General features: G+C 66.7%; 20 protein-coding genes. 7 read left to right on the forward strand and 13 right to left on the reverse strand.

Translation table 11 applies throughout. From position 1 onward, the window contains the following. Positions 1–114 precede the first annotated feature (114 nt). Positions 115–861, forward strand: a complete 747-nt coding sequence (locus tag QT382_RS14165; RefSeq protein WP_289254750.1) for a pseudouridine synthase — start codon at positions 115–117, stop codon at positions 859–861. Here QT382_RS14165 and QT382_RS14170 read toward each other — a convergent pair. The 3 genes from QT382_RS14170 to QT382_RS14180 are packed head-to-tail and all read right to left on the reverse strand — an operon-like array spanning position 825 to position 4155. After that, the gene (locus tag QT382_RS14170) at positions 825–2762 is read right to left on the reverse strand and encodes a CocE/NonD family hydrolase (protein ID WP_289254751.1); all 1938 of its coding nucleotides are present in this window, start codon (positions 2760–2762) and stop codon (positions 825–827) included. The two genes, QT382_RS14165 and QT382_RS14170, sit on opposite strands and share 37 nt — an antisense overlap. A 29-nt stretch (positions 2763–2791) precedes the next feature. Beyond that, entirely contained in the window at positions 2792–3880 is a 1089-nt protein-coding gene (locus QT382_RS14175; RefSeq protein ID WP_289254752.1) for a WD40/YVTN/BNR-like repeat-containing protein, read from the reverse strand. Positions 3881–3885: 5 nt separating this feature from the next. Continuing rightward, positions 3886–4155: a MoaD/ThiS family protein gene (locus QT382_RS14180; RefSeq protein ID WP_289254753.1), complete on the reverse strand. Its 270-nt coding sequence runs from the start codon at positions 4153–4155 to the stop codon at positions 3886–3888. 89 nt (positions 4156–4244) lie between these two features. On the opposite strand from QT382_RS14180, the gene rarD reads away from it, so the two are divergent. Next, on the forward strand, positions 4245–5141 hold the full coding sequence (gene rarD, locus QT382_RS14185; protein ID WP_289254754.1) for an EamA family transporter RarD: 897 nt from the start codon (positions 4245–4247) through the stop codon (positions 5139–5141). On the opposite strand, the gene ahpF is transcribed toward rarD, so the two are convergent. The 3 genes from ahpF to lysA form a co-directional block, all read right to left on the reverse strand. Next, positions 5129–6700 (reverse strand): alkyl hydroperoxide reductase subunit F, encoded by a 1572-nt coding sequence (gene ahpF, locus QT382_RS14190; RefSeq protein WP_289254755.1) that lies wholly within the window; start codon positions 6698–6700, stop codon positions 5129–5131. The genes rarD and ahpF overlap by 13 nt on opposite strands. Positions 6701–6836: 136 nt before the next feature. Continuing rightward, positions 6837–7400 (reverse strand): alkyl hydroperoxide reductase subunit C, encoded by a 564-nt coding sequence (gene ahpC / locus QT382_RS14195; RefSeq protein ID WP_282826858.1) that lies wholly within the window; start codon positions 7398–7400, stop codon positions 6837–6839. A gap of 104 nt (positions 7401–7504) precedes the next feature. Further along, on the reverse strand, positions 7505–8740 hold the full coding sequence (gene lysA, locus QT382_RS14200) for a diaminopimelate decarboxylase (RefSeq protein ID WP_289254756.1): 1236 nt from the start codon (positions 8738–8740) through the stop codon (positions 7505–7507). Positions 8741–8821: 81 nt separating this feature from the next. Here lysA and QT382_RS14205 point away from each other — a divergent pair, with 81 nt between their 5' ends. Beyond that, positions 8822–9733: a LysR family transcriptional regulator gene (locus QT382_RS14205; protein WP_289254757.1), complete on the forward strand. Its 912-nt coding sequence runs from the start codon at positions 8822–8824 to the stop codon at positions 9731–9733. Between the two features lie 4 nt (positions 9734–9737). On the opposite strand, the gene folE2 is transcribed toward QT382_RS14205, so the two are convergent. The 4 genes from folE2 to QT382_RS14225 form a co-directional block, all read right to left on the reverse strand. After that, positions 9738–10538, reverse strand: a complete 801-nt coding sequence (folE2, locus tag QT382_RS14210; RefSeq protein ID WP_289254758.1) for a GTP cyclohydrolase FolE2 — start codon at positions 10536–10538, stop codon at positions 9738–9740. Positions 10539–10643: 105 nt separating this feature from the next. Beyond that, entirely contained in the window at positions 10644–12536 is a 1893-nt protein-coding gene (gene dxs, locus QT382_RS14215; protein WP_289254759.1) for a 1-deoxy-D-xylulose-5-phosphate synthase, read from the reverse strand. Positions 12537–12576: 40 nt separating this feature from the next. Beyond that, positions 12577–13464, reverse strand: a complete 888-nt coding sequence (locus tag QT382_RS14220; RefSeq protein ID WP_289254760.1) for a polyprenyl synthetase family protein — start codon at positions 13462–13464, stop codon at positions 12577–12579. 2 nt (positions 13465–13466) lie between these two features. Next, entirely contained in the window at positions 13467–13736 is a 270-nt protein-coding gene (locus tag QT382_RS14225; protein WP_289254761.1) for an exodeoxyribonuclease VII small subunit, read from the reverse strand. Positions 13737–14075: 339 nt separating this feature from the next. Here QT382_RS14225 and QT382_RS14230 point away from each other — a divergent pair, with 339 nt between their 5' ends. The 3 genes from QT382_RS14230 (at position 14076) to QT382_RS14240 (ending at position 17006) form a co-directional block, all read left to right on the forward strand. Beyond that, positions 14076–15188: an aromatic ring-hydroxylating oxygenase subunit alpha gene (locus QT382_RS14230; RefSeq protein WP_289254762.1), complete on the forward strand. Its 1113-nt coding sequence runs from the start codon at positions 14076–14078 to the stop codon at positions 15186–15188. Positions 15189–15252: 64 nt separating this feature from the next. Further along, complete coding sequence (locus QT382_RS14235) at positions 15253–16152, forward strand: DMT family transporter (protein ID WP_289254763.1); 900 nt, start codon at positions 15253–15255, stop codon at positions 16150–16152. Beyond that, entirely contained in the window at positions 16152–17006 is an 855-nt protein-coding gene (locus QT382_RS14240; RefSeq protein WP_289254764.1) for a sulfurtransferase, read from the forward strand. Before QT382_RS14235 ends, QT382_RS14240 begins: the two co-directional genes overlap by 1 nt. Positions 17007–17013: 7 nt before the next feature. On the opposite strand, the gene QT382_RS14245 is transcribed toward QT382_RS14240, so the two are convergent. Next, entirely contained in the window at positions 17014–18696 is a 1683-nt protein-coding gene (locus tag QT382_RS14245; RefSeq protein WP_289254765.1) for a S41 family peptidase, read from the reverse strand. Positions 18697–19041: 345 nt separating this feature from the next. Between QT382_RS14245 and QT382_RS14250 the strand changes: the two genes are divergently transcribed. Continuing rightward, positions 19042–19476 carry a universal stress protein gene (locus QT382_RS14250; protein WP_289254766.1) on the forward strand — a complete coding sequence of 145 codons (435 nt, stop codon included), beginning with the start codon at positions 19042–19044 and terminating at the stop codon, positions 19474–19476. Positions 19477–19478: 2 nt separating this feature from the next. Here the strand turns inward: QT382_RS14250 and QT382_RS14255 are convergent, their stop codons facing one another. Both QT382_RS14255 and QT382_RS14260 read right to left on the reverse strand, forming a co-directional pair. Then, complete coding sequence (locus QT382_RS14255; RefSeq protein WP_289254767.1) at positions 19479–20258, reverse strand: ZIP family metal transporter; 780 nt, start codon at positions 20256–20258, stop codon at positions 19479–19481. An 81-nt stretch (positions 20259–20339) separates the two neighbouring features. Continuing rightward, a complete protein-coding gene (locus QT382_RS14260) occupies positions 20340–21188 on the reverse strand; it encodes a dienelactone hydrolase family protein (RefSeq protein ID WP_289254768.1) in 849 nt (282 codons plus the stop codon). Between the last annotated feature and the right edge of the window lie 69 nt (positions 21189–21257).

The following is a 21257-nucleotide window of genomic DNA, read 5'->3' on the forward strand; positions in this document are numbered from 1 at the left end:
CAGTCTCCCGAATCGCTGCGTCATCATCTCTTTCGAACGTGACAAGATTTTTTCGGACGATCACCGCAGCGACTAACCCCTCGAACAGGGGAAGTTGCAAGCATCTGCAACACCATGGATGACGAATTGCACATCCTCCACCGGGACCAACGCCTGGTGGCCATAGCCAAGCCGGCCGGATTGCTGGTGCACCGCACCCAGCTGGACGCCCAGGAAGAGCGCGCCGCCCTGCAACTGCTGCGCGATCAATTGGGCCAGCCGGTCTGGCCGGTGCACCGGCTGGACAAGGGCACCTCGGGCGTGCTGCTGTTCGCGCTGGACGCCGACATGGCCTCGCTCGCCGGCCAGGCCTTTGACCGCGGCGAGGTGCGAAAGCGCTACCTGGCCCTGGTGCGGGGCTGGCCGGCCGAGGACGCCGGACAGATCGACCATCCGCTGGCCCGCGACCCCGAGAAGCCCTCGGCCGGCCAGCCGCTGCTGGAAGCGCGCACGGCCTGGCAGGTCCTGGCCCGGGCGGAATGGCCGCTGGCGACTGACCCTCGCTTCGCCACCAGCCGCTATGCCCTGCTGGAGCTGCGGCCCGAGACCGGCCGGCGCCACCAGATCCGCCGCCACCTGAAGCACATCGCCCACCCCATCGTCGGCGACGCCACCCATGGCAAGGGGCCGCTGAACCGCGCCGTCGCGGCCCATCTGGGCCTGCAGCGGCTGTGGCTACATGCGCTGGAGCTGCAGATCCGCCACCCGGAAAGCGGCGAAGCGCTCGTGTTGAGCGCTTCGCCGGGGCCCGAATGGTCAGGCCTTCAGGGGTTGGCGATCGTGCTTCAGTCGATCACGCGCAGCACCAGGCCGGAGGCCTGATCCTTCCAGCGGTAGACCTTCTGGGTCGCCGCCTTGAAGTCCTCGGGCTTGGCATCGCGGATGCGCACGAAGCTCTGCGGATTGCGGTCGATCAGCGGGAACCAGCTGCTTTGCACCTGGACCATGATCTTGTGGCCGCGGCGGAAAGTGTGGTTCACGTCCGGCAGGTCGAAGGCGATCTGCTCCACCTTGCCCGGCACCATGGCCTCGGGCTTCTCGAAGCTGTTGCGGAAACGGCCGCGCAGCGGGTCGCCACGCACCAGCTGCTGGAAGCCGCCGAAATTGCTCTTGGGCGTTTCCGGGTCACTGGGTGCGCCATCGCGGCTGCGGGCGCCCGGGGGCTCACCGGCCTCGGGCGGATGCACGTCGATCAGCTTGACCACCCAGTCCGAATCGGTGCCGCTGGTCGAGACAAAGAGCTTGGCGCCCACCGGGCCGGCCACGGTCACATCCTCCTCCAGCACCTCGCTCTCGTAGACCAGCACATCGGGCCGGGTGGCGGCGAAGCGCTGGTCACTGACCATGTATTCCTGCGGCATCGACAGCGCCGTGTAGCCGACGAAGGGCACGGGCTTGTTGGGGTCGCTGATGTACTGGTCGAAGGCCGACTGCGCAGCGGCCGGCGGCGTGAAGCCCAGCTTGCCGCCCGGCTGGAAGTACAGCGTCCTGGCCTTGGCCTGGGCCGGCGGCCAGGCATCGTACTGGCGCCAGACATTGGTGCCGGTCTCGAACATATAGGCCTCGGGCAGCTTGGCATCGGCCGCGCCGCGCAGGTGCTGCTCGAAGAACGGGAACACGATCTTCTTCTGGAAGAACTCGCTGTTGTTCTGCGCAAAGCTGATCTGGCCCAGGGCCTTGCCCACCGAGCGTGACCAGCCGCCATGCACCCAGGGGCCCATCACCAGCTGGTTGGAACTGCCGGGGTTCTGCGCCTTGATGTGCTTGTAGACCGACAGCGGGCCGGCCAGGTCTTCGGCGTCGTACCAGCCGCCCACGGTCAGCACGGCCGCCTTGATGCCCTTGAGGTGCGGCGGGATGGCGCGCGCCTTCCAGTGCTCGTTGTAGGTGTCGTTGTCAACCAGTTGGTCGAAATAGGGGTTGCGTTCGCCCTTGGGTCCGAAGCTCTTCTGGATGTTCGCCAGGTTGCCCAGCTTCAGGAAGTAGTCGTAGCCGTCGCGGCTGTTGTAGTCGAAGGGTAGCGAGCCCTTGGGACCTATGGTGGGGTTGTCCTGCACCTTGTAGCTGGTGAAGAAGCCGTAGTTGTGGACCAGCATCAGGCCGCCGCCGTGATAGCCGTCATCGCGCATGAAGTAGTCAGCGATGGGCGCCTGCGGCGACGCGGCCTTGATGGCCGGGTGCGAGTCGATGATGGAGGCCGCGACGTAGAAGCCCGGGTACGAGATGCCCCAGAGGCCCAGCTTGCCGTTGTGACCCTTCACATGGTCCAGCAGCCACTGCACGCTGTCGTGCGTGTCGCTGCTCTCGTCCACGTCGTTCTTGCTCTTCTTGTTCGCCACATGGGGCGTCATCTCGACGAAATGGCCTTCGGACATGTAGCGGCCGCGCACGTCCTGGCAGACGAAGATGTAGCCGGCCTTGAGGAAGTCCTCGCTGGGCGCCAGGCGGCGTACGCCCATGTTGTCCACGCCATAGGGGCCGCAGCTGTAGGGCGTGCGCACCATCAGGAAGGGATAGGTTTTGGCGGCATCGCGCGCCGCTTCCTTGGGCACGTAGACCACGGTGAACAGCTTCTTGCCGTCGCGCACCGGGACCTTGTATTCGTACTTGGTGTAGTTGGCGGCCGAGTCGTAGGCTGGTGCGGAAGCGGCCGCGGGCGGCGGCGTCTGGGCCTGGACGGCCGAGGCCGCCAGCAGGCTGAGGACGGAAACAGTCAGGCGCATGGGCATGGGCTCAGGTTGGTACTGCGGGGTCATTCGGAAAAACGGACGGCATAGATGGGCGGCAGGTTCAGCGAAACCGTCTGCCAGCTGTCGCCGGCATCGCCGCTGGCCCACAGGCCACCGGTGGTGCTGCCCATCAGCAGTTGCTGACCGGTGCCGTCCACGGTCAGGCCGTGGCGGTACACGAGGTCGTAGCAATGTAGCTGCGGCAGGCCATTGCGCAGCGTCTCGAAAGTCCTGCCACCGTCGCGGGTGCGCAGCACGCACAGGGCGGCATCGACCGGCAGCCGCCTTTCGTCCTTGACGGCAGGCACGAACCAGGCAGTCTGTGCATCCAGCGGATGGGCGGCGACTGCGAAGCCGAAGCTGGAAGGCTCGGCCTTGAGCTCCTGCCAGCTCGCGCCGTTGTCGCTGGAGCGCCAGATGCCGCAGTGATGCTGGCACCACAACACCTCGGGCACGGCACGGCAGCGCTCGATGCGGTGCGGATCCTGGATGTTGGGGTCGTCCTGCCGCTCGGGTGGCATGAACAGCGCCTTCATGCCGGTCGACCGGGTGGCCCAGGCCTCGCCGCCATCGCTGCTGTGCCAGGCGCCGCCGCAGCTGATACCCAGCAGCAGCTCGCGGCCGCTGGACGGATGCGGGCAGACCGAGTGGATGCCCGGCGCTTCGTAGCCGCCGCCGAACCATTCGAGGCGCTCTTCGCGATGCCACAGCGATTCGACCAGCTGCCAGCTTTCGCCCTGGTCGCTGCTGCGGAACAAGGCGCCGGGAATGGTGCCGGCCCAGATCACGCCGTCGGCGCCGCGCTCCAGCGACCAGATCTGCACCAGCTTCCAGGCCGGCCCCTGGGCACCCTCGGGCTGGGCCGGGAAAGTCGGCACGGCCAGCTCGCGCCAGGTCTTGCCGCCATCGTCCGAGCCGTGCAGCTTGACGCCGAAATGCCCCAGGTTCAGTGCCGCCAGCATGCGCTGGCCGGCCGGCGCGGGCAGCAGCATGGTCACCGGCTCGGCGATGAAGCTGAGATTGGCGATCTGCCATTGGCCGGCCGCATCGCGGTTCAGCTCGAACAGGCCCTTGCGGGTGGCGGCCCAGGCGGTCTTGGTGCTCGATGTCATCCTGCTCATCCTCCGGAAAGCGCCTGCAGCACATGGACCGTGCTGCCGGCCTGCAATTCGTCGCTCAGGCCCACGGCATCGCGCTGGCGGCGGCCGTCTATGAAGATCACCACGTTGGCGCGCAGATGAGCCTGGTCGTCCAGCACATAGCCGCGCAGGCGCGGATGGGCGGCGAAGCAGGCTTCCAGCGCGTCACGCAGGCGCAATTCGCCGGTCTCGAAATCCGGCGCCTCGACGAAGCGGCGCAGCTGCGGCGTGAAGACAATGCGGGGCATGGCCGCCATTAGGCGCCAGCCCCGGCCTGGACGCACGCTGGATTTCCCGCTTCAGCAAAGGTCAAGGTAGGCGCCGGACAATCCGCGCCATGAGCCAAGAATCGTCCAAGGGCGCGCTGTACGCAGCCGCTGCCTATGCCTCCTGGGGCCTGTTTCCGCTGTTCTTCAAGCTGCTGAGCCAGGTCGGCGCCCTGGAAGTGGTCGCCCACCGCACGGTCTGGTCGCTGGCCTTCGTGCTGGTGCTGCTGGCGGTGATGAAGCGCTTCGCCTGGATGCGCGAGCTGCTCTCCAAACCCAAGGTCGTGGCGGCCTTTGCCGTCTCGGCCCTGCTGCTGGCCTGCAACTGGCTGGTCTATGTCTGGGCAGTGCAGAACGACCATGTGCTGGATGCCAGCCTGGGCTACTTCATCAACCCGCTGGTCAATGTGGCCCTGGGCTTTGCCGTGCTGCGCGAACGGCCGCGCAAGCTGCAGTGGCTGGCCGTTGGCCTGGCCGCTGCCGGCGTGCTGTGGCTGACGGTGCAAGGCGGCCGCCTGCCCTGGGTGGCGCTGACGCTGGCCTTCAGCTTCGGCATCTACGGCCTGCTGCGCAAGATCGCGCCGCTGGGTGCACTGGAAGGGCTGACGGTCGAGACCCTGGTGCTCGCTCCGCTGGCCATCGCCGCCCTCGCCTGGTGGAGCTGGCAAGGCCATAGCGCCTTCGTCATCGGTGACGGCAGCACGCTGTTGCTGCTCCTGCTGGCCGGGCCGCTCACGGCCGTCACCCTGCTGCTGTTTGCCGCCGGTGCGCGCCGCATCCCTATGACCACGCTCGGCCTATTGCAGTACATCGCGCCCAGCATCCAGTTCGGCCTGGGCGTCTGGCTCTACCACGAGCCCTTCCAGCCGACGCGGATGATCGGCTTCGCGCTGATCTGGGCGGCGCTGGCGGTCTACAGCCTGGAAGGCTTGTGGACCAGCCGGCGACCCGCGCTTCAAGCGGCCTGAACGGCCGGCGTACGTATCAGGTGATCGAAGGCCGCCAGGGCCGCCTTGGCGCCGTCGCCGGCCGCGATGATGATCTGCTTGAAAGGCACGGTGGTCGCATCGCCGGCTGCGAACACGCCAGGCACCGAGGTCTGGCCCTTGGCGTCGACGATGATTTCGCCGTGCTTGCTGAGCTCGACCACGCCCTTCAGCCATTCGGTGTTGGGCACCAGGCCGATCTGCACGAACACGCCTTCGAGCTCGATATGGCGTGACTCGCCGCTGGCGCGGTCGGTGTAGTTCAGGCCATTGAGCTTGCTGCCGTCACCGGTCAGCTCGGTGGTTTGAGCCTGCACGTGGATCGTGACGTTGGGCAGGCTCTTGAGCTTGTTGACCAGCACCGCATCGGCACGCAGGGCCTCGCCGAATTCGAGCAGGGTCACATGGCTGACCAGGCCGGCCAGGTCGATGGCCGCCTCGACGCCGGAGTTGCCACCACCGATCACCGCGACGCGTTTGCCCTTGAACAACGGGCCGTCGCAATGCGGGCAGTAGGCCACGCCCTTGTTCTTGTATTCCTGCTCGCCGGGCACGTTGACGTTCCTCCAGCGCGCGCCGGTGGAGAGGATCACGGTCTTGCTCTTGAGCGTGCCGCCATTGGCCAGCTGCACCTCGACCAAGCCACCGGGGGTGGCGGGCGGGATCAGCTTGTCACCGCGCTGCAGGTTCATCACGTCGACGCCATAGGCCTTCACATGGGCGTCCAGGCCCATGGCGAACTTGGGACCGTCGGTCTCGAGCACCGAAATGAAATTCTCGATGGCCAGGGTGTCGTTGACCTGGCCGCCGAAACGCTCGGCGGCGATGCCGGTGCGAATGCCCTTGCGGGCGGCATACACGGCCGCCGCCGCGCCGGCCGGGCCGCCGCCGACGACCAGCACGTCGAAGGCCTCCTTTGCGGAAAGCTTGGCAGCGTCCTTGTCGGCCGCGCCGGCGTCCAGCTTGGCGACTATCTCTTCCGCCGTCATGCGGCCCGAGCCGAAGGGCTGGCCATTCAGGTAGATGCTGGGCACGGCCATGATCTCGCGCTCATTGACCTCGGTCTGGAACAGCGCGCCGTCAATCACCACGGTCTTGATCTTGGGGTTCAGCACCGACATCAGCGACAGCGCCTGCACCACGTCCGGGCAGTTGTGGCAGCTGAGGGACATGTAGACCTCGAAGCTGTACTCGCCATCCAGCGATTTGATCTGCTCGATCACGTCCTGCTCGACCTTGGGCGGATGGCCGCCGGTCCACAACAGGGCCAGCACCAGCGAGGTGAACTCGTGGCCCAGCGGGATGGCTGCAAAGCGCAGGCTTTGATTCGTGCCGGTGCGGCGCAGGCTGAAGGACGGCTTGCGCGCATCCTGGCCGGCGGTGCTCAGGCTGATCTTGTCGGACATCGCGGCGATGTCCTGCAGCAGGGCCAGCAATTCCCGCGAGCTGTCGCCTTCGTCCAGCGAAGCCTCGATCTCGAAAGGCTGGGTGACGCGCTCGAGATAGGCCTTGAGCTGGGTCTTCAGGGTGTCGTCCAACATGGTGCTGCTCCTTGATCGTTCAGGCGTGGCGTGACCAGCCACTCTGGAAGCGCCCCGTGCGGACGCTTTCAGAGTCGCTTGCGCGGCTCTCTGGGGATTGCTGCAAGCCCTCCCGGGCTCGCAGCAAAGAGGATCATCAGATCTTGCCGACCAGGTCCAGCGACGGAGCGATGGTCTTGGCGCCTTCGTTCCACTTGGCCGGGCAGACCTGGCCCGGGTTCTTGGCCGTGTACTGGGCAGCCTTCAGCTTGCGCAGCGTTTCCTTGACATCACGGGCGATCTCGTTCGAGTGGATCTCGGCCGTCTTGATCACGCCTTCCGGGTTGATCACGAAGGTACCGCGCAGGGCCAGGCCTTCTTCGGGGATGTGCACGCCGAAGGCATTGGTCAGCTGATGCGTCGGGTCGCCGACCAGGGGGAACTTGGCCTTGCTGACGGCCGGCGAGGTTTCGTGCCAGACCTTGTGGGCGAAATGCGTGTCGGTCGTGACGATGTAGACCTCGGTCTCGGCCTTCTGGAACTCGGCGTAATGGTCGGCAGCGTCCTCGACTTCGGTCGGGCAATTGAAGGTGAAGGCGGCCGGCATGAAGATCAGCACGGACCACTTGCCCTTGAGGCTTTGCTCGGTGACTTCGATGAACTTGCCGTTGTGGAAAGCCTCGGTCTTGAAGGGCTGGACTTGGGTGTTGATCAGCGACATCTCGTTTTCCTTGGAAACGTGGGTTGATGGGATAGCCGGAACTATATCGACCCCGAGATGTCGTTAGTTTTGATTGATCAAATGACCCTTTTAGCAATTCCCTATCAGGCCTCGAGCGTCAGCAGCTCTTCCACCGTCTGGCGGCGGCGGATCAGGCGCGCCTCGCCGCCGTCGATCAGCACCTCGGCGGTCAGTGGCCGGCTGTTGTAGTTGCTGGACATGGAAGCCCCATAGGCGCCTGTGTCGTGGATCACCAGCAGGTCGCCGACCCGCGCTTCGGGCAGGTCGCGGGTGAGCACCACGCCGCCATCGCCCTGCGTGAACACGTCGCCGGACTCGCACAGGGGGCCGGCCACGACCGAGGGCCGCAGGGCGCGCTCGCCGCCATCGGCCGGTAGAAGGCTCATCGCGTGAAAGGCGCCGTACATGGCTGGCCGCATCAGCTCGTTGAAGCCAGCATCGACCAGCACGAAATGATTGGCGCCGGCATCCTTGACCGCCCGCACCTCGGTCAGCAGCAGGCCCGATTCAGCGACCAGGTAACGGCCCGGCTCGATCTCCAGGTGCAGTCCATGGCCGACCACGGCTTCGGCCTGCTTGCGGGCCGCATCCCAGAGGCCGAAATAGTGGGCGGTATCGATCACTGCATCGCCGGTCCGATAGGGAATGGACAAGCCACCGCCGGCAGAGATGGCCTGCAGGTCATGGCCGGCCGCGTGGGCCTGGCGCACCAGCTCGACCATCGCACCGCTGACCTGGCTCAAGTGGCCGTAGTCGACACCCGAACCAATATGCATGTGCAGACCGACCAGCAGCAGGCCCTCGGCTCGGATCACGTCGAGCGCCGTGCTCAGTTCCGCATGCCAGATGCCATGCTTGCTGTGCTCGCCGCCGGTGTTGGTCTTGTTGCTGTGGCCGTGGCCGAAGCCGGGATTGATGCGCAGCCAGACCTTGTGTCCCTTGGACACCGCGCCGAGCTGTCGCAGCATGTCGATCGACCCGGCATTGACCGGCACCTGGTGCTCGACCACGGCGGCCAGGGTTTCACGGTCCAGCAGGTCGGCGGTGAAGACGATCTCGCCGTCCGGCCCGGCAACATAGCCTGCCGCCAACGCCCGCAGGATCTCACCACGAGACACCGCATCGACCTTGACGCCCTGCTCCCGCATCAGCCGCAGGATATGGGTGTTGGAGCAGGCCTTCTGGGCGAAGCGAACCGTGTCGAAGGCCTTCAACGCGGCAATCCGTTCGCGGATGGTGGCTGCGTCGTAGACCCACAGCGGAGTGCCGAAACGTTGGGCCAGCGAGCGGAGCATGGAGGGGTTCAGATCTTGAGGCATGGCTTGGATGCTGACAGGCCCCATCCATTCACTCAAATACTTTGTTGTTTAGATTCAATCCATTCCTGATATGGTCTGTGCGTGATCTCGCACCGCCACATCGAAGTCTTCCGCGCCGTGATGCGCGCCGGCAGCGTCACCGGTGCGGCCGAGCTGCTGCACAGTTCGCAACCCACGGTCAGCCGCGAGCTGGCCCGCCTGGAACAGTTGCTGGGCTATGCCTTGTTCGAGCGCGAGCGCGGCCGGCTGCAGGCCACGGCCCGGGCGTTGGCGCTGTTCGATGAGGTACAGCGCTCCTACCAGGGCCTGGAGCGGGTGCTGGCCCGCGCGGGCCAGCTCGGTCGGGCAGAGAACGAGCAGCTCGCCGTGCTGGCCCTGCCCGCGCTGGCCCATGCGCTGTTGCCGGCAGCTTGCGCCGCCTTGCTCAGGCAGCGACCGAATGCCAGGTTGGCAATCACCCCGCAGGAGTCGCCGCTGCTGGAGGAATGGATGGCCGCCCAGCGCTTCGACCTCGGCCTGACCGAGGGCAGCACGGCGCCACCAGGCACGGTGCTGGAGCCTTTGCTGAGTCTGGACGAAGTCGCCGTGCTGCCGCCAGGACATGCACTGCTAACCAAGCCGGTTCTGTCATTGGCTGACTTCCAGGGCCAAGGTTTTGTCAGCCTGGCCGCCGACGACCCCTACCGGGTCCAGCTCGACAGCCTGTTCGATCAGGCTCGCGTGCAGCGGCGGCTGGCATTGGAAACCCATAGCGCCGTGGCCGTCTGTGCCATGGTGGAGCAAGGTCTCGGGCTGGCCATCGTCAACCCATTGACTGCCCTGGCCTGCGCGGGCGAACGCTTGCAGTTGAGGCGGCTGGCGGTGTCGGTGCCGTTCCGTGTGAGCTTGCTGCGGCCTTTGCATCGACCCAAGCAGGCATTGACCGAAGAGCTGATAGCTTGCCTGCGCGCCGAAGCACGACGCATCGAGGAGAGACTCTTCAGCCTCGATTGATTGATCAGCCGCGCTCTATGCGCGCGTAGGCCGAGTGGTTGTGGATGGACTCGAAGTTCTCGACATCCACCGAATAGGCACCAATCCGCGGCTCGGCATTCAGGCGCAGCGCCACGTCCCGCACCAGGTCCTCGACGAACTTGGGGTTCTCGTAGGCATGCTCGGTGATCCACTTCTCGTCGCTGCGCTTGAGCAGCGGCCAGATCTCGCTGGAGGCGCTCTCCTCGGCGAAGCGGACCAGCTCGGCCCAGCTCAGCGAGGCATCCTTGACCTCGGCGCGGATCGTCACCAGCGAGCGCTGGTTGTGGGCACCGTAGTCGGAGATCTCCTTGGAGCAGGGGCACAGACTCTTGACCGCCACCGCCACCTCGGCATGGACGCTGGTGCGGCCGCCACGGGTCTCCGAAATCAGGGCGCCCTGGTAGTCCAGCATCGATTCGATACCGGAGACCGGCGCGCGCTTGCGCAGGAAGAACGGGAAGCGCACCTCGATGCGGCCCTCGACGGCTTCCAGCTTGGCCAGCATCTGGCCATGCAATTCGCGCAGCGAAGCCGCATCCAGCGGTGCCTGCAGCGCGTCGAGCCAAGCCACGAAGCGGGACATGTGCGTGCCCTTCTTCTCGGCCGGCAGCATCACGTCCAGCGTCCAGTTGCCCACGGTGGGCTGGGCCTTGCCCGCCACCACGACCTGCAGCGGATAGCGCACGTCCTTGACGCCCACTCGCTGGATCACCAGGTGGCGCTCGTCACGCTCACTCTGGGTGTCGGGGATGTGGTGCAACAGGGCGCTGGTGATCTGGTTCATTCGGGGGTCGCGTTTCCAGCCCTCAGGGCCAATGGCGCGGGTTACTGCTGAGTCGAGAGCATGACAGCATGCCACCAGCCTTGCCGGCGTGGGGCCATCCTGCCTTCAGCCGTTGGCGGCGGCACGCATGGCCGGGCGCGGGCCGAAGCGTTCGAGCACCGAGCGCTCGATGCCGGCGGCATCCAGGCCGCATTGGCTCATCAGCTTGGCCGGATCGCCATGTTCGACAAACTCGTCGGGCAGGCCCAGCTGCAGCACCGGCACATGGAGGCCGGCCGCCTGCAGGCTCTCGAGCACGGCACTGCCGGCGCCGCCCATCACGCAGCCTTCTTCGATGGTCACCAGCACATCATGGCTGCGGGCCAGCTCGGCCACCAGCTCATGGTCCAGCGGTTTGACGAAGCGCATGTTGGCCACGGTGGCGTCCAGCTTGTCGGCGGCCGCCAGGGCCGGGTACAGCACAGTGCCGAAGGCCAGGATGGCGATGCGCGAGCCGCGGCGGCGGACCTCGCCCTTGCCCCAGGGCAGCGCCTGCATGGCTTTCTGCGGTTCGACGCCGGCACCGGCGCCGCGCGGGTAGCGCACCGTCACCGGACCATCGAACTGGAAGCCGGTGTACAGGGCCTGGCGGCACTCGTTCTCGTCGGCCGGCGTCAACACCGCCATGTTCGGAATGCAGCGCGTATAGGCGATGTCGTAATTGCCGGCGTGGGTGGCGCCGTCGGCACCGACCAGGCCGGCCCGGTCCAGCGCGAACAGCACCGGCAGGTTCTGGATCGCCACGTCATGGACCAGCTGGTCGTAGGCGCGCTGCAGGAAGGTCGAGTAGATCGCCACCACCGGCTTCAGGCCCTCGCAAGCCAGGCCAGCGGCGTAGGTAACCGAATGCTGCTCGGCGATGCCCACGTCGAAATAGCGGCCGGGGAAGCGCTTGTGGAAGTCCACCATGCCCGAGCCTTCGCGCATGGCCGGCGTGATGCCGACCAGGCGCTTGTCCTGCTCGGCCATGTCGCACAGCCAGTCGCCGAACACCTGGGTGAAGGTCTGCTTGGGCGGCTGGGCCGGCTTGACGAAGCCGACGGCCGGGTCGAACTTGCCCGAGGCCGCGTGGTACTTGACCGGATCGGCTTCGGCCAGCTTGTAGCCGGCGCCCTTCTTGGTGACCACGTGCAGGAACTGCGGGCCCTTCTTGTCGCGCAGGTTTTCCAGCGTAGGGATCAGGGCGTCGAGGTCATGGCCGTCGATCGGGCCGACGTAGTTGAAGCCGAATTCCTCGAAGATCGTTCCTGGCACGACCATGCCCTTGGTGTGCTCCTCGAAGCGGCGGGCAAATTCGTACAGCGGCGTGTTCTTCAGCACCGTCTTGGCGCCTTCGCGGGCCGCTGCGTAGAACTTGCCGCTCATCAACCTAGCCAGGTACTTGTTCAGCGCGCCGACCGGCGGGCTGATCGACATGTCGTTGTCGTTCAGTATCACCAGCAGGTCGCCCAGCAGGCCGCCCTGCTGCACGCCGGCGTTGTTCAGCGCCTCGAAGGCCATGCCGGCCGTCATCGCGCCGTCGCCGATGATGGCCACGGCCTTGCGGTCCTCGCCCTTGAGCTTGGCCGCCATGGCCATGCCATGCGCGGCCGAGATCGAGGTCGAGGAATGGCCGGTGCCGAAGGTGTCGTACTCGCTCTCGTCGCGGCGCGGGAAGCCGCTGATGCCGCCCAGCTGGCGCAGGCCGCTCATGCCTTCGCGGCGGCCGGTCAGCACCTTGTGGGGATAGGTCTGGTGGCCCACGTCCCAAACCAGCCGGTCTTCCGGCGTGTTGAAGACGTAGTGCAGCGCAATCGTCAGCTCCACCGTGCCCAGGTTGGAGCCCAGATGACCGCCGGTCTTGGACACCGACTCGAGCACGTAGCTGCGAAGCTCCTCAGCCAGCCGGGGCAGGTCTGCGCGCGGCAGGCGTCGCAGGTCGGCCGGGCTGTTGACGGTCTTCAGCAGGGCGTAGTTCATGTCTGTCCTGTTCTACTGTGCGGCAACCGAGCCGGAGGGCTCAGTTGTCACGCTCCACGACCTTGTCGGCCAGTTGGGCCAGCCGGCTGGTATCGGCCAGACCGCTGGCGGCCAGGGCGGCATGGGCCTGGTCACGCAGCGTCTGCGCATAGCCACGGGCCTGTTCCAGGCCCAGCACCGACACATAGGTCGGCTTGTTGGCGTCCTGGTCTTTGCCCGCCGTCTTGCCCAGCACCTCGGAGGCCTGGGTCACGTCCAGAATGTCATCCACCACCTGGAAGGCCAGGCCTATGGCGGCCCCATAGTCGGCCAGGGCATCCCAGGCGCGCTGGTCCAGCTTGCCGCAGGCCGCGCCCATCAGCACGCTGGCCTGCAAGAGTACGCCGGTCTTGCGCCTGTGCATATCGCACAGCGCAGCTTCGTCGAGCTGGCGGCCGACGCTGGCCAGGTCGATGGCTTGCCCGCCGGCCATGCCCGCGTGACCAGCGGAGCGTGCGAGCAGTGCACATAGACGTGCCTGCAGAGCCGGCTCGACGCCGTCGTCGGGCGTCAGCACCTCGAAGGCCAGGGCCTGCATGGCGTCGCCAGCCAACATGGCCTGCGCTTCACCGAAAGCCACGTGGACAGTGGGCTTGCCGCGGCGCATCACGTCGTCGTCCATGCAAGGCATGTCGTCATGGACCAGGGAATAGGCGTGGATCAACTCCACCGAGCAGGCTGCGCGCAGGGCCGCTTCGTTGCAACCACCGGCGGCCTCGCAGGCGGCCAGCACGAGCAGCGGGCGCAGGCGCTTGCCGCCACCCAGCACGGCATAGCGCATGGCTTCGCCCAGGCCAGCAGGCGAATCCTCGGGCACCCAGCGCTCCAGGGCCGCTTCCACGCGGTCCAGCGCATGCAGCGCCCAGGCATCAAATCGTGCGGCGTCCACGGTCAGGCATCCTCCCAGAGCTTCAGTTCGCCGGCGTCGAGCAGCTTGACCTGCTGCTCCACCGCCACCAGACGCTCCCGGCAAAAGCCCAGCAATTCGGCGCCGCGCCGATAGTTGTCGAGCAGTTGATCCAAGGGGAGCTGGCCACCCTCCATGGCCGACACCAGCTGTTCCAGTTCGGCCAGGGCCGACTCGTAACTGGCTGGAACAGGGCCGGCACCGCCGCGGACGGACCGGGCGGACTTGGTGGAGGATTCGGGCGCCTTGCTCATTTCAATACGCGAAACGTGACATTGTAGTCAGCGCGCTGAGCGATTCCGGCGCCTCGTCCAGGAGGGTGGTTTCGGAACGCAACAGTTGACAGCAACCCGGCCTCCAGTGCAGACAGGCAACCCTCGCCGCCCCAAGGGCGGCCGCTTGGGTACAATCCCGCCCTCGCGCAAACCATTAGACGGCCGCCGGCCGTGCAGTGGCTGGCGCCTGTTTGGCATCCGGGCCCGGCGCAAGTCGGGCTTTGTACTTTTCTCATCAGCACAAACCCGGTGCAGCGCGGCGGAGGCCGCGACCGTGCCGGGGGGTTGACATTGGTTTCTTGGAGACCCCTTTGGATCATGTCCGACCTGAGCCTCACCGTCTCGGCGCTTGAACGCAGCAAGACCCAGCTGCCCGTCACTTCCTATTTCGACGAGGCCCTGTTCCGCAAGGAGCAGGCGCTGCTGTTCCAACCGGGTCCTCGCTACCTCGGGCACGCGCTGGCGATTCCCGAGGTGGGCGACTACTACGCCCTGCCCCAGGAAGGCGAAGGCCGCGCCCTGGTGCGGACGCCGACCGGCATCGAGCTGATCTCCAACGTCTGCCGCCACCGCCAGGCGGTCATGCTCAAGGGCCGGGGCAACACGCGCAGCAACATCGTCTGCCCGCTGCACCGCTGGACCTACGACCTCAAGGGTCAGCTGGTCGGGGCCCCGCATTTCGAGCAGGACCCCTGCCTGAACCTGAATCGCTACCCGCTGCGCGAATGGAACGGCCTGCTGTTCGAGGACAACGGTCATGAGGTCGCCACCAACCTGGCCCGCATGGGCCCGACGGCCGAACTGGACTTCTCGGGCTATGTACTCGACTCGGTCAAGGTCCACGAGTGCGACTACAACTGGAAGACCTTCATCGAGGTCTATCTCGAGGACTACCACGTGGGCCCCTTCCACCCGGGCCTGGGGCAGTTCGTCACCTGCGAGGACCTGGCCTGGGAATTCGGCGAGCACCATTCGGTGCAGACCGTGGGCATCCACAAGGCGCTGGAGAAGCCGGGTTCGGACACCTACAGCAGATGGCACGAGCAGGTGCTGGCCTTCCGCGGCGGCGAGCCGCCCAAGCAGGGCGCGATCTGGCTGACCTACTACCCGCACATCATGGTCGAGTGGTATCCGCATGTGCTAGTGGTCTCTACGCTGTTCCCCAAGGGGCCGCAGAAGACCACCAACATCGTCGAGTTCTACTACCCGGAGGAGATCCACGCCTTCGAGCGCGACTTCGTCGAAGCCCACCAGGCCGCCTACATGGAGACCTGCGTCGAGGATGACGAGATCGCGATCCGCATGGACGCCGGCCGCAAGGCCCTGATGGAGCGCGGGGACAACGAGATCGGCCCCTACCAGAGCCCGATGGAAGACGGCATGCAGCACTTCCACGAGTGGTACCGCCGGCTGATGGACCAGCCCGCCTGATCCCGCGAAAGAAGGCCGCCCCCCGAGGTGGCCTTCCGCTTTCTGGGCCATGCAGAATGCGCGCATGACCTCCTCGCTGCTGATGATCGCCGCCAGCTTCCTGTTCGCCACCATGAGCGTTTGCGTCAAGCTGGCGTCCTCCGACTACGGCGCCGGCGAGATCGTGATGTACCGCGGCCTGGTCGGCGTGGCGATGATCGCCTTGATGGCCAGGGTCCACGGGCTCAGCCTGCGCACCACGGTGCCGGCCATGCATTTCTGGCGCAGCCTGTCGGGCGTCTGCGCGCTGTCGCTGTGGTTCTATTCGATAGGCCAACTGCCGCTGGCCACGGCCATGACCTTGAACTACATGTCCTCGGTCTGGATGGCGCTGTTCCTGATCGGCGGTGCCGTGCTGCTGGGCACCAACAAGGTCGACTCGCGCCTGGTCGCGGCCGTGCTGCTGGGTTTCGTCGGCGTAGCCCTGGTGCTGCGGCCGACCATAGACCAGCAACAGGCCTGGCACGGCATCGCAGGCCTGCTGTCCGGCATGCTCTCGGCCCTGGCCTATCTGCAGATCACGGCCCTGGGCCGGGCGGGCGAGCCGGAATACCGCATCGTCTTCTACTTCTCGGTCGGCGGCGTGATCGCCGGCGCCCTGGTCAGCCTGTCCGGCATCGTCGGGCCGACCCGTTTCCATTCGCACAGTCCCAAGGGCCTGGCCCTGCTACTGGCCGTGGGCCTGCTGGCCACCGTGGCGCAGTTGATGATGACCCGCGCCTATGGCCGCGGAAAGACCCTGGTCAATGCCAGCCTGCAGTACCTGGGCATCGTGTTCTCCAGCCTCTACGGCGTCTGGCTGTTCAACGAACTGCTGCACTGGACCGCCGTGCTGGGCATAGTCCTGATCGTCGGCGCCGGCCTGGCCGCCACGCTGCTGCGCAGCCGCGTCGAATCCTCTCCTCATGCCGTGAGCGAATCCTGATGAGCCATCCTGTCTACCGCACCCTGATCTCGGCCGCCGAGCTGCTGCAACTCGAGAAGCAGCACCAGTCCCTGCTGATCGTCGACTGCAGCTTCGAGCTGGCCGACACCGCCGCCGGCGAACGCGGCTGGCGCGAACGCCATCTGCCGGGCGCGCACTACCTGCACCTGGACCGCGACACCTGCGCCCCCATGACCGGCCTGAACGGCCGCCATCCGCTGCCGGATCGCGAATGGTTCGCCGAACGCATGCGCGCCCTGGGCCTGAAGGCCGAGACCCAGGTCGTGGCCTACGACAACCAGGGCAGCCCCTATGCCGCCCACCTGTGGTGGATGCTCCGCTGGCTGGGCCATGAAGCCGTGGCCGTGCTCGATGGCGGCCTGGCCGCCTGGTCTGCCGCCGGTGGACCGCTCAGCAGCCATGAGCCGCCGGCGCCGCAAGCCAGCAGCTTCGCGGCCGTCAGCTCGCTCTCGCCGACCATTTCGGCCGAAGCGCTGCAGGCAAGACTTGGCACCCTGAGGCTGATCGACGCCCGGGCCGGCGAACGCTTCCGCGGCGAGGTCGAGCCGCTGGACAAGCAGGCCGGCCACATCCCCGGCGCCAGCAACCGCTTCTTCAAGGACAACCTGGCCGCGGACGGCCGCTTCAAGCCGGCCGCGCAGCTGCGCGCCGAGATCGAGCCGCTGCTGGCGCCGCATGGCGCCGAGGCCACGGTCCACTACTGCGGCTCCGGCGTCACCGCCTGCATCAATCTGCTGGCCATGGAACATGCCGGGCTGGCCGGCTCCACGCTCTATCCAGGCTCCTGGAGCGAATGGTCGGCCGACCCGCGCCGACCCATCGCCCGCGGTTGAATCAGCGTCACAGACGCGCCTTCAGATAGGCCAGGCCGGCCTCCAGCACTTCGTCTCGCCCTTCGCGCAAGGCTTGCACGGTACGGACCTTCAGGACCGTGGGCTGGATGCCGACGCCGATCAGCCGGCTGCCGTCATGCTGCGTGACTTCCAGTCCGGTGAAGGTGATAGAGCCCGCAGACGTGCTGCCCTCGCGCAGCAAGCGCATGCTGGTGATGTCGCCGTTGATGCCCATGGTTGGCTCGCCGATGATGGCAATGCCGGCGCTCTGGACATAGCCCAGCACATGCTCGTTCTGGCTGATGCAGTACGGGCTGGAAAGTGCCACGACCGGCGCCGTCACACGCGGCGATGCCGGCTCTATCTCCTGAGGGACGCGGGTCTTGACGACCACCGGCCCCGGCGCAACCGGCCGGTGTTCGAACATGGGCAGCGATTGCAGAGGCCGGGACGCTAGCCGCGCCAGCACGGACCACCAGGCGTCCCAGCTGACCGGATAGCCGCGCAGGTCCAGTACCACGGCACGGGCCTGCTCCATCGCAGCCAGCGCAGCCGGGAGATTCTGCGGATCCAGCGTCACCAGGTTGATCACCACCAGGCCGTCGGCACGTTTTTCAATCATCGGCCGGCCTGCCGCCACGCTGTACAGCGCATGAACGCTGGTTGGCGTGGTGGCGATGCTGGAAACCAGTTGCTCGCGGCGCGCGCCCTTGGCGTCTGCCAGCTGCAGCCGGTATTGCCTGGCATCGGCAGAGCGCAAGAAGCGCTGGGCCAGCAGGCGGCTTCGGGTCCGGTGCTCGCTGCTGGTGGATTCCGCCAACATCGGGCGCAGCAGTTCATCAACGGCGACCCCATCGACGGACAGTAGTTCATCGCCCACCTGCACGCCCAGCCCGGAAGCCAGAACCTGGACGATCAAGGTGCGTCCCTCGACACTTTGGGCCACGAAGGGCGCCATCTGGTTGAACTGCTCCAGCGTTGAGCGCAGCACCACATGGTTGTCCTGCAGCTTGCTGAGGCTGAGCCGCAGCTGCCGCGCTGCATTGGCAGCTGCCTTGTCCGCGCCAACCTGCGGATCGCAGGCGGCAAGCATTTGCGGCAGCTCGGCACTCCAGCCCGGCTTGATGGTGTCGTGATAGGGCCAGAAATTGCGGATCACCGTCCAGACCCGTCCCATCTCGGCCAGGCACACGGCGGGCTCGCCGAACTGTCGTGCGCCGCGCCATTGGCTGACCGAGAAGGCGCTGCTCTTCGGCAGGCTGACGCCTCCTTCGCTGCGCTGTACCAGGGGCTGCATGACCTCGATGCCCTGCACCGTGTAGCGCAGTTGCGCGGCAGTCGGCAGCCCGGGCGCGGCGCCCAAGGCCGAAGCCGACAGCGTGACCCGCTCGCGGTGATACGCGGCCATGTCGGCGCTGCCCGAAGCGTCCTCGGTGTAGCCGTTCTGAACCCAGGCCAGCAAGCTGGCTTGCGCTGGCGCTTCGTAGGAGGCGCCAGGTTCGTTGAAGCGCACGGAAGGCGCGACATTGGCGAACAACTCGCGCAGCAGGGCCAGGTACTCGGCGTCACCGGCCACCCGCGAGACCCTCAGCATCGCGTACTGATAGAAATCCTGCCAATCGGTCGCGGCAACGCCGTCGCTGGGATGGAAGTACTGAACATTGCCAGCGACTTCAATCAGACCGGCCATGCGCGCCAGATCCATGCGCCCAAACGAACCGGGCGCAGGCAGCGTGGTCGATACCGGCGGCAGAGGCACCTCCGGCGTCAGGGAACCCGTGCCGCCGCCACCGCCCCCGCCACAGGATCCAAGCAACAGCAGCAGCCATGCAGCGGCCATGCGAGCCGGTCGCAGTCTCCTCATATCACCCTCACTCGATCAGTTATTTTGTGCCGCGATGCTCATGCCGACACTGATCGATGACCATCGGGGCTTCCACCATGGGCTCGGTCAGGCCTCGACTTGACGTGTCGCAAGACAAGCCGATGATCGGCACTGGAAGATAGTCACAGTCGACGCACAAGGAGGTCCGCCATGTTCAAGCGCATCCTGGTCCCCACCGACGGTTCCGACATCACCAGCAAGGCCATAGACACGGCCATCGCCCTGGCCCGTGTCCACGGCGCCAAGCTCTACACGATCAGCGTCAAGGAGCCCTTCCCCTACAGCGCGGTGTCAGAGATGCAGCCCACGCCGCCCCAGGAGTTCTTCGATGCGCAGGAGCGCATCGCCAGCTCAAGGGTCAAGGCCGTGCTGCAGGCGGCCGAGACGGCCGGCGTGGCCTGCGAGGGTCATACGGTCGAGGCCCTGCATCCCTGGGAGGCCATCATCGAACATGCCCAGCTGCAGAACGTCGACCTGCTGGTGATGGCCTCGCATGGCCGGCGCGGGGTCCAGGCCCTGCTGCTGGGCAGCGAAACCCAGAAGGTGCTGACCCACTGCAAGACGCCGGTGCTGATCGTTCGCTGAGCCTAGTGGCCGCTGCTGATTCGGACGACTACGGTGACCAGGGCCAGCCCCGCGGCCAGCCAGGCCAGCTGCGCAGCCGTGTCGCGCCAGGGCAGGCGACGCTGCAACTGCGGAATCAGGTCGGCCACGGCCACGTAGATGAAGCTGCTGCTCGCCGCTACCAGCAGGAAGGGGAACATCGCCTCCCAGGGGCCGACGACGAAGTAGCCCAGCACGCCGCCGGCCACCGCGGCAAGACCTGACACGGCGTTGTAGAACAGCGCCTTGCCCCGCGAGAAACCGGCATTCAGCAGCACGATGTAGTCGCCCACCTCCTGCGGAATCTCGTGGGCGATGATGGCCAGCGAGGTGGCCAGGCCCAGGTGGGTGTCGGCCAGGAAGGCGGCGGCGATGATGATGCCGTCGCAGAAGTTGTGGATGCTGTCGCCCACCAGCACCGAGAGCCCGCCCCGGCCGGCCTGCTCGGCATCGAAATGATGGTGGTGGTGGTGGCCGTCGCCCTCGTGGTGATGGGTGTGGCGGTACAGCTCGGCCTTCTCCAGCAGGAAGAAGAACAGCAACCCGGCCAGCAGGGTCAGGAACAGCGCATGCGGGCTGGCGCCCGGCCGTTCGAAGGCCTCGGGCAGCACATGCAGCAGGGCGGTGCCGAGCAGCACACCGGTGGACAGGCTGACCAGCTGCTTCACCACCTTGCCCAGCAGGCTCACCGTCAGGCTGGCCGCGATCACGACGGACAGGAGGCCGCCGATCAGGGTTGCGAGCACGATGTAGAGCAGGGTCATGGGTGCAGGAGGGAGCGGTGCAAATTCAAAGCGCACCGGGCGGTGCGCTGGGCAGCCATTGTCTCAGAGCCTTGCAAGCCCTCAGACGCCCTTGGCCTTGAACCAGGCCAGGCATCGCTGCCAGCCATCGCGGGCGTCGGCCTCGCGGTAGCTGGGCCGGTAGTCGGCATGGAAGGCGTGGGGCGCGTCCGGGTAGACCTGGACCTCGCTACGCCGGGCCGCATCGCTGCCCTGCTTCAGGGTCTCCCTCATGCGCTCGACATGGACCTGCGGAATGCCCTCATCCTTGCCGCCGTACAGGCCCAGCACCGGCGCCTTCAGCTCGGGCGGCAGATCGACCGGGTGGCGGGGATAGACCGTGTTGCGCTCGCCATCCAGCCGGCCATACCAGGCCACGGCCGCCTTCAGCCTGGCCTGGTGGGCCGCATACAGCCAACTGATGCGCCCGCCCCAGCAGAAGCCGGTGATGGCGACGCGCTCCAGGTCGCCGCCGTTGGCCCCAGCCCAGGCCAGGCAGGCGTCCAGGTCGCCCATCACCTGGGCATCCGGCGTCTTGGCGACGATCTCGGCGATCAGCTTGGCGATCTCGCCGTACTCGCTGGGATCGCCGGCCCGCACGAACAGCTCGGGTGCAATGGCCAGATAGCCCAGGCGGGCGAAGCGCCGCGCCACGTCGGCGATGTGCTCGTGCACGCCAAAGATCTCGCTCACCACCAGCACCACCGGCAGCTTGCCCTTGGCCTGGACCGGCGCGGCCCGGTAGGCCGGCAGCTTGAAGCTGTCACCCACGGCAATGCTCACTTCACCGACCGTGAGGCCGTCGGAAGACGTCTTGATCGTCTGGGCCGTCACCGGCAGCACGGCCGCGGCAAAGCCGCTGCCCAGGCTGGCCCGGATGAAGTCGCGGCGGCTGGATTCGGAAGCTGGCATTCGAAGCACTCCTGCGCAAAGCTGCGCGGATTCTAGGGAGCCCTGCGGCCCGGAACCGTCATCGATTGC

It is taken from the genome of Pelomonas sp. SE-A7, from assembly GCF_030345705.1.
Lineage (GTDB): Bacteria > Pseudomonadota > Gammaproteobacteria > Burkholderiales > Burkholderiaceae_C > JAUASW01.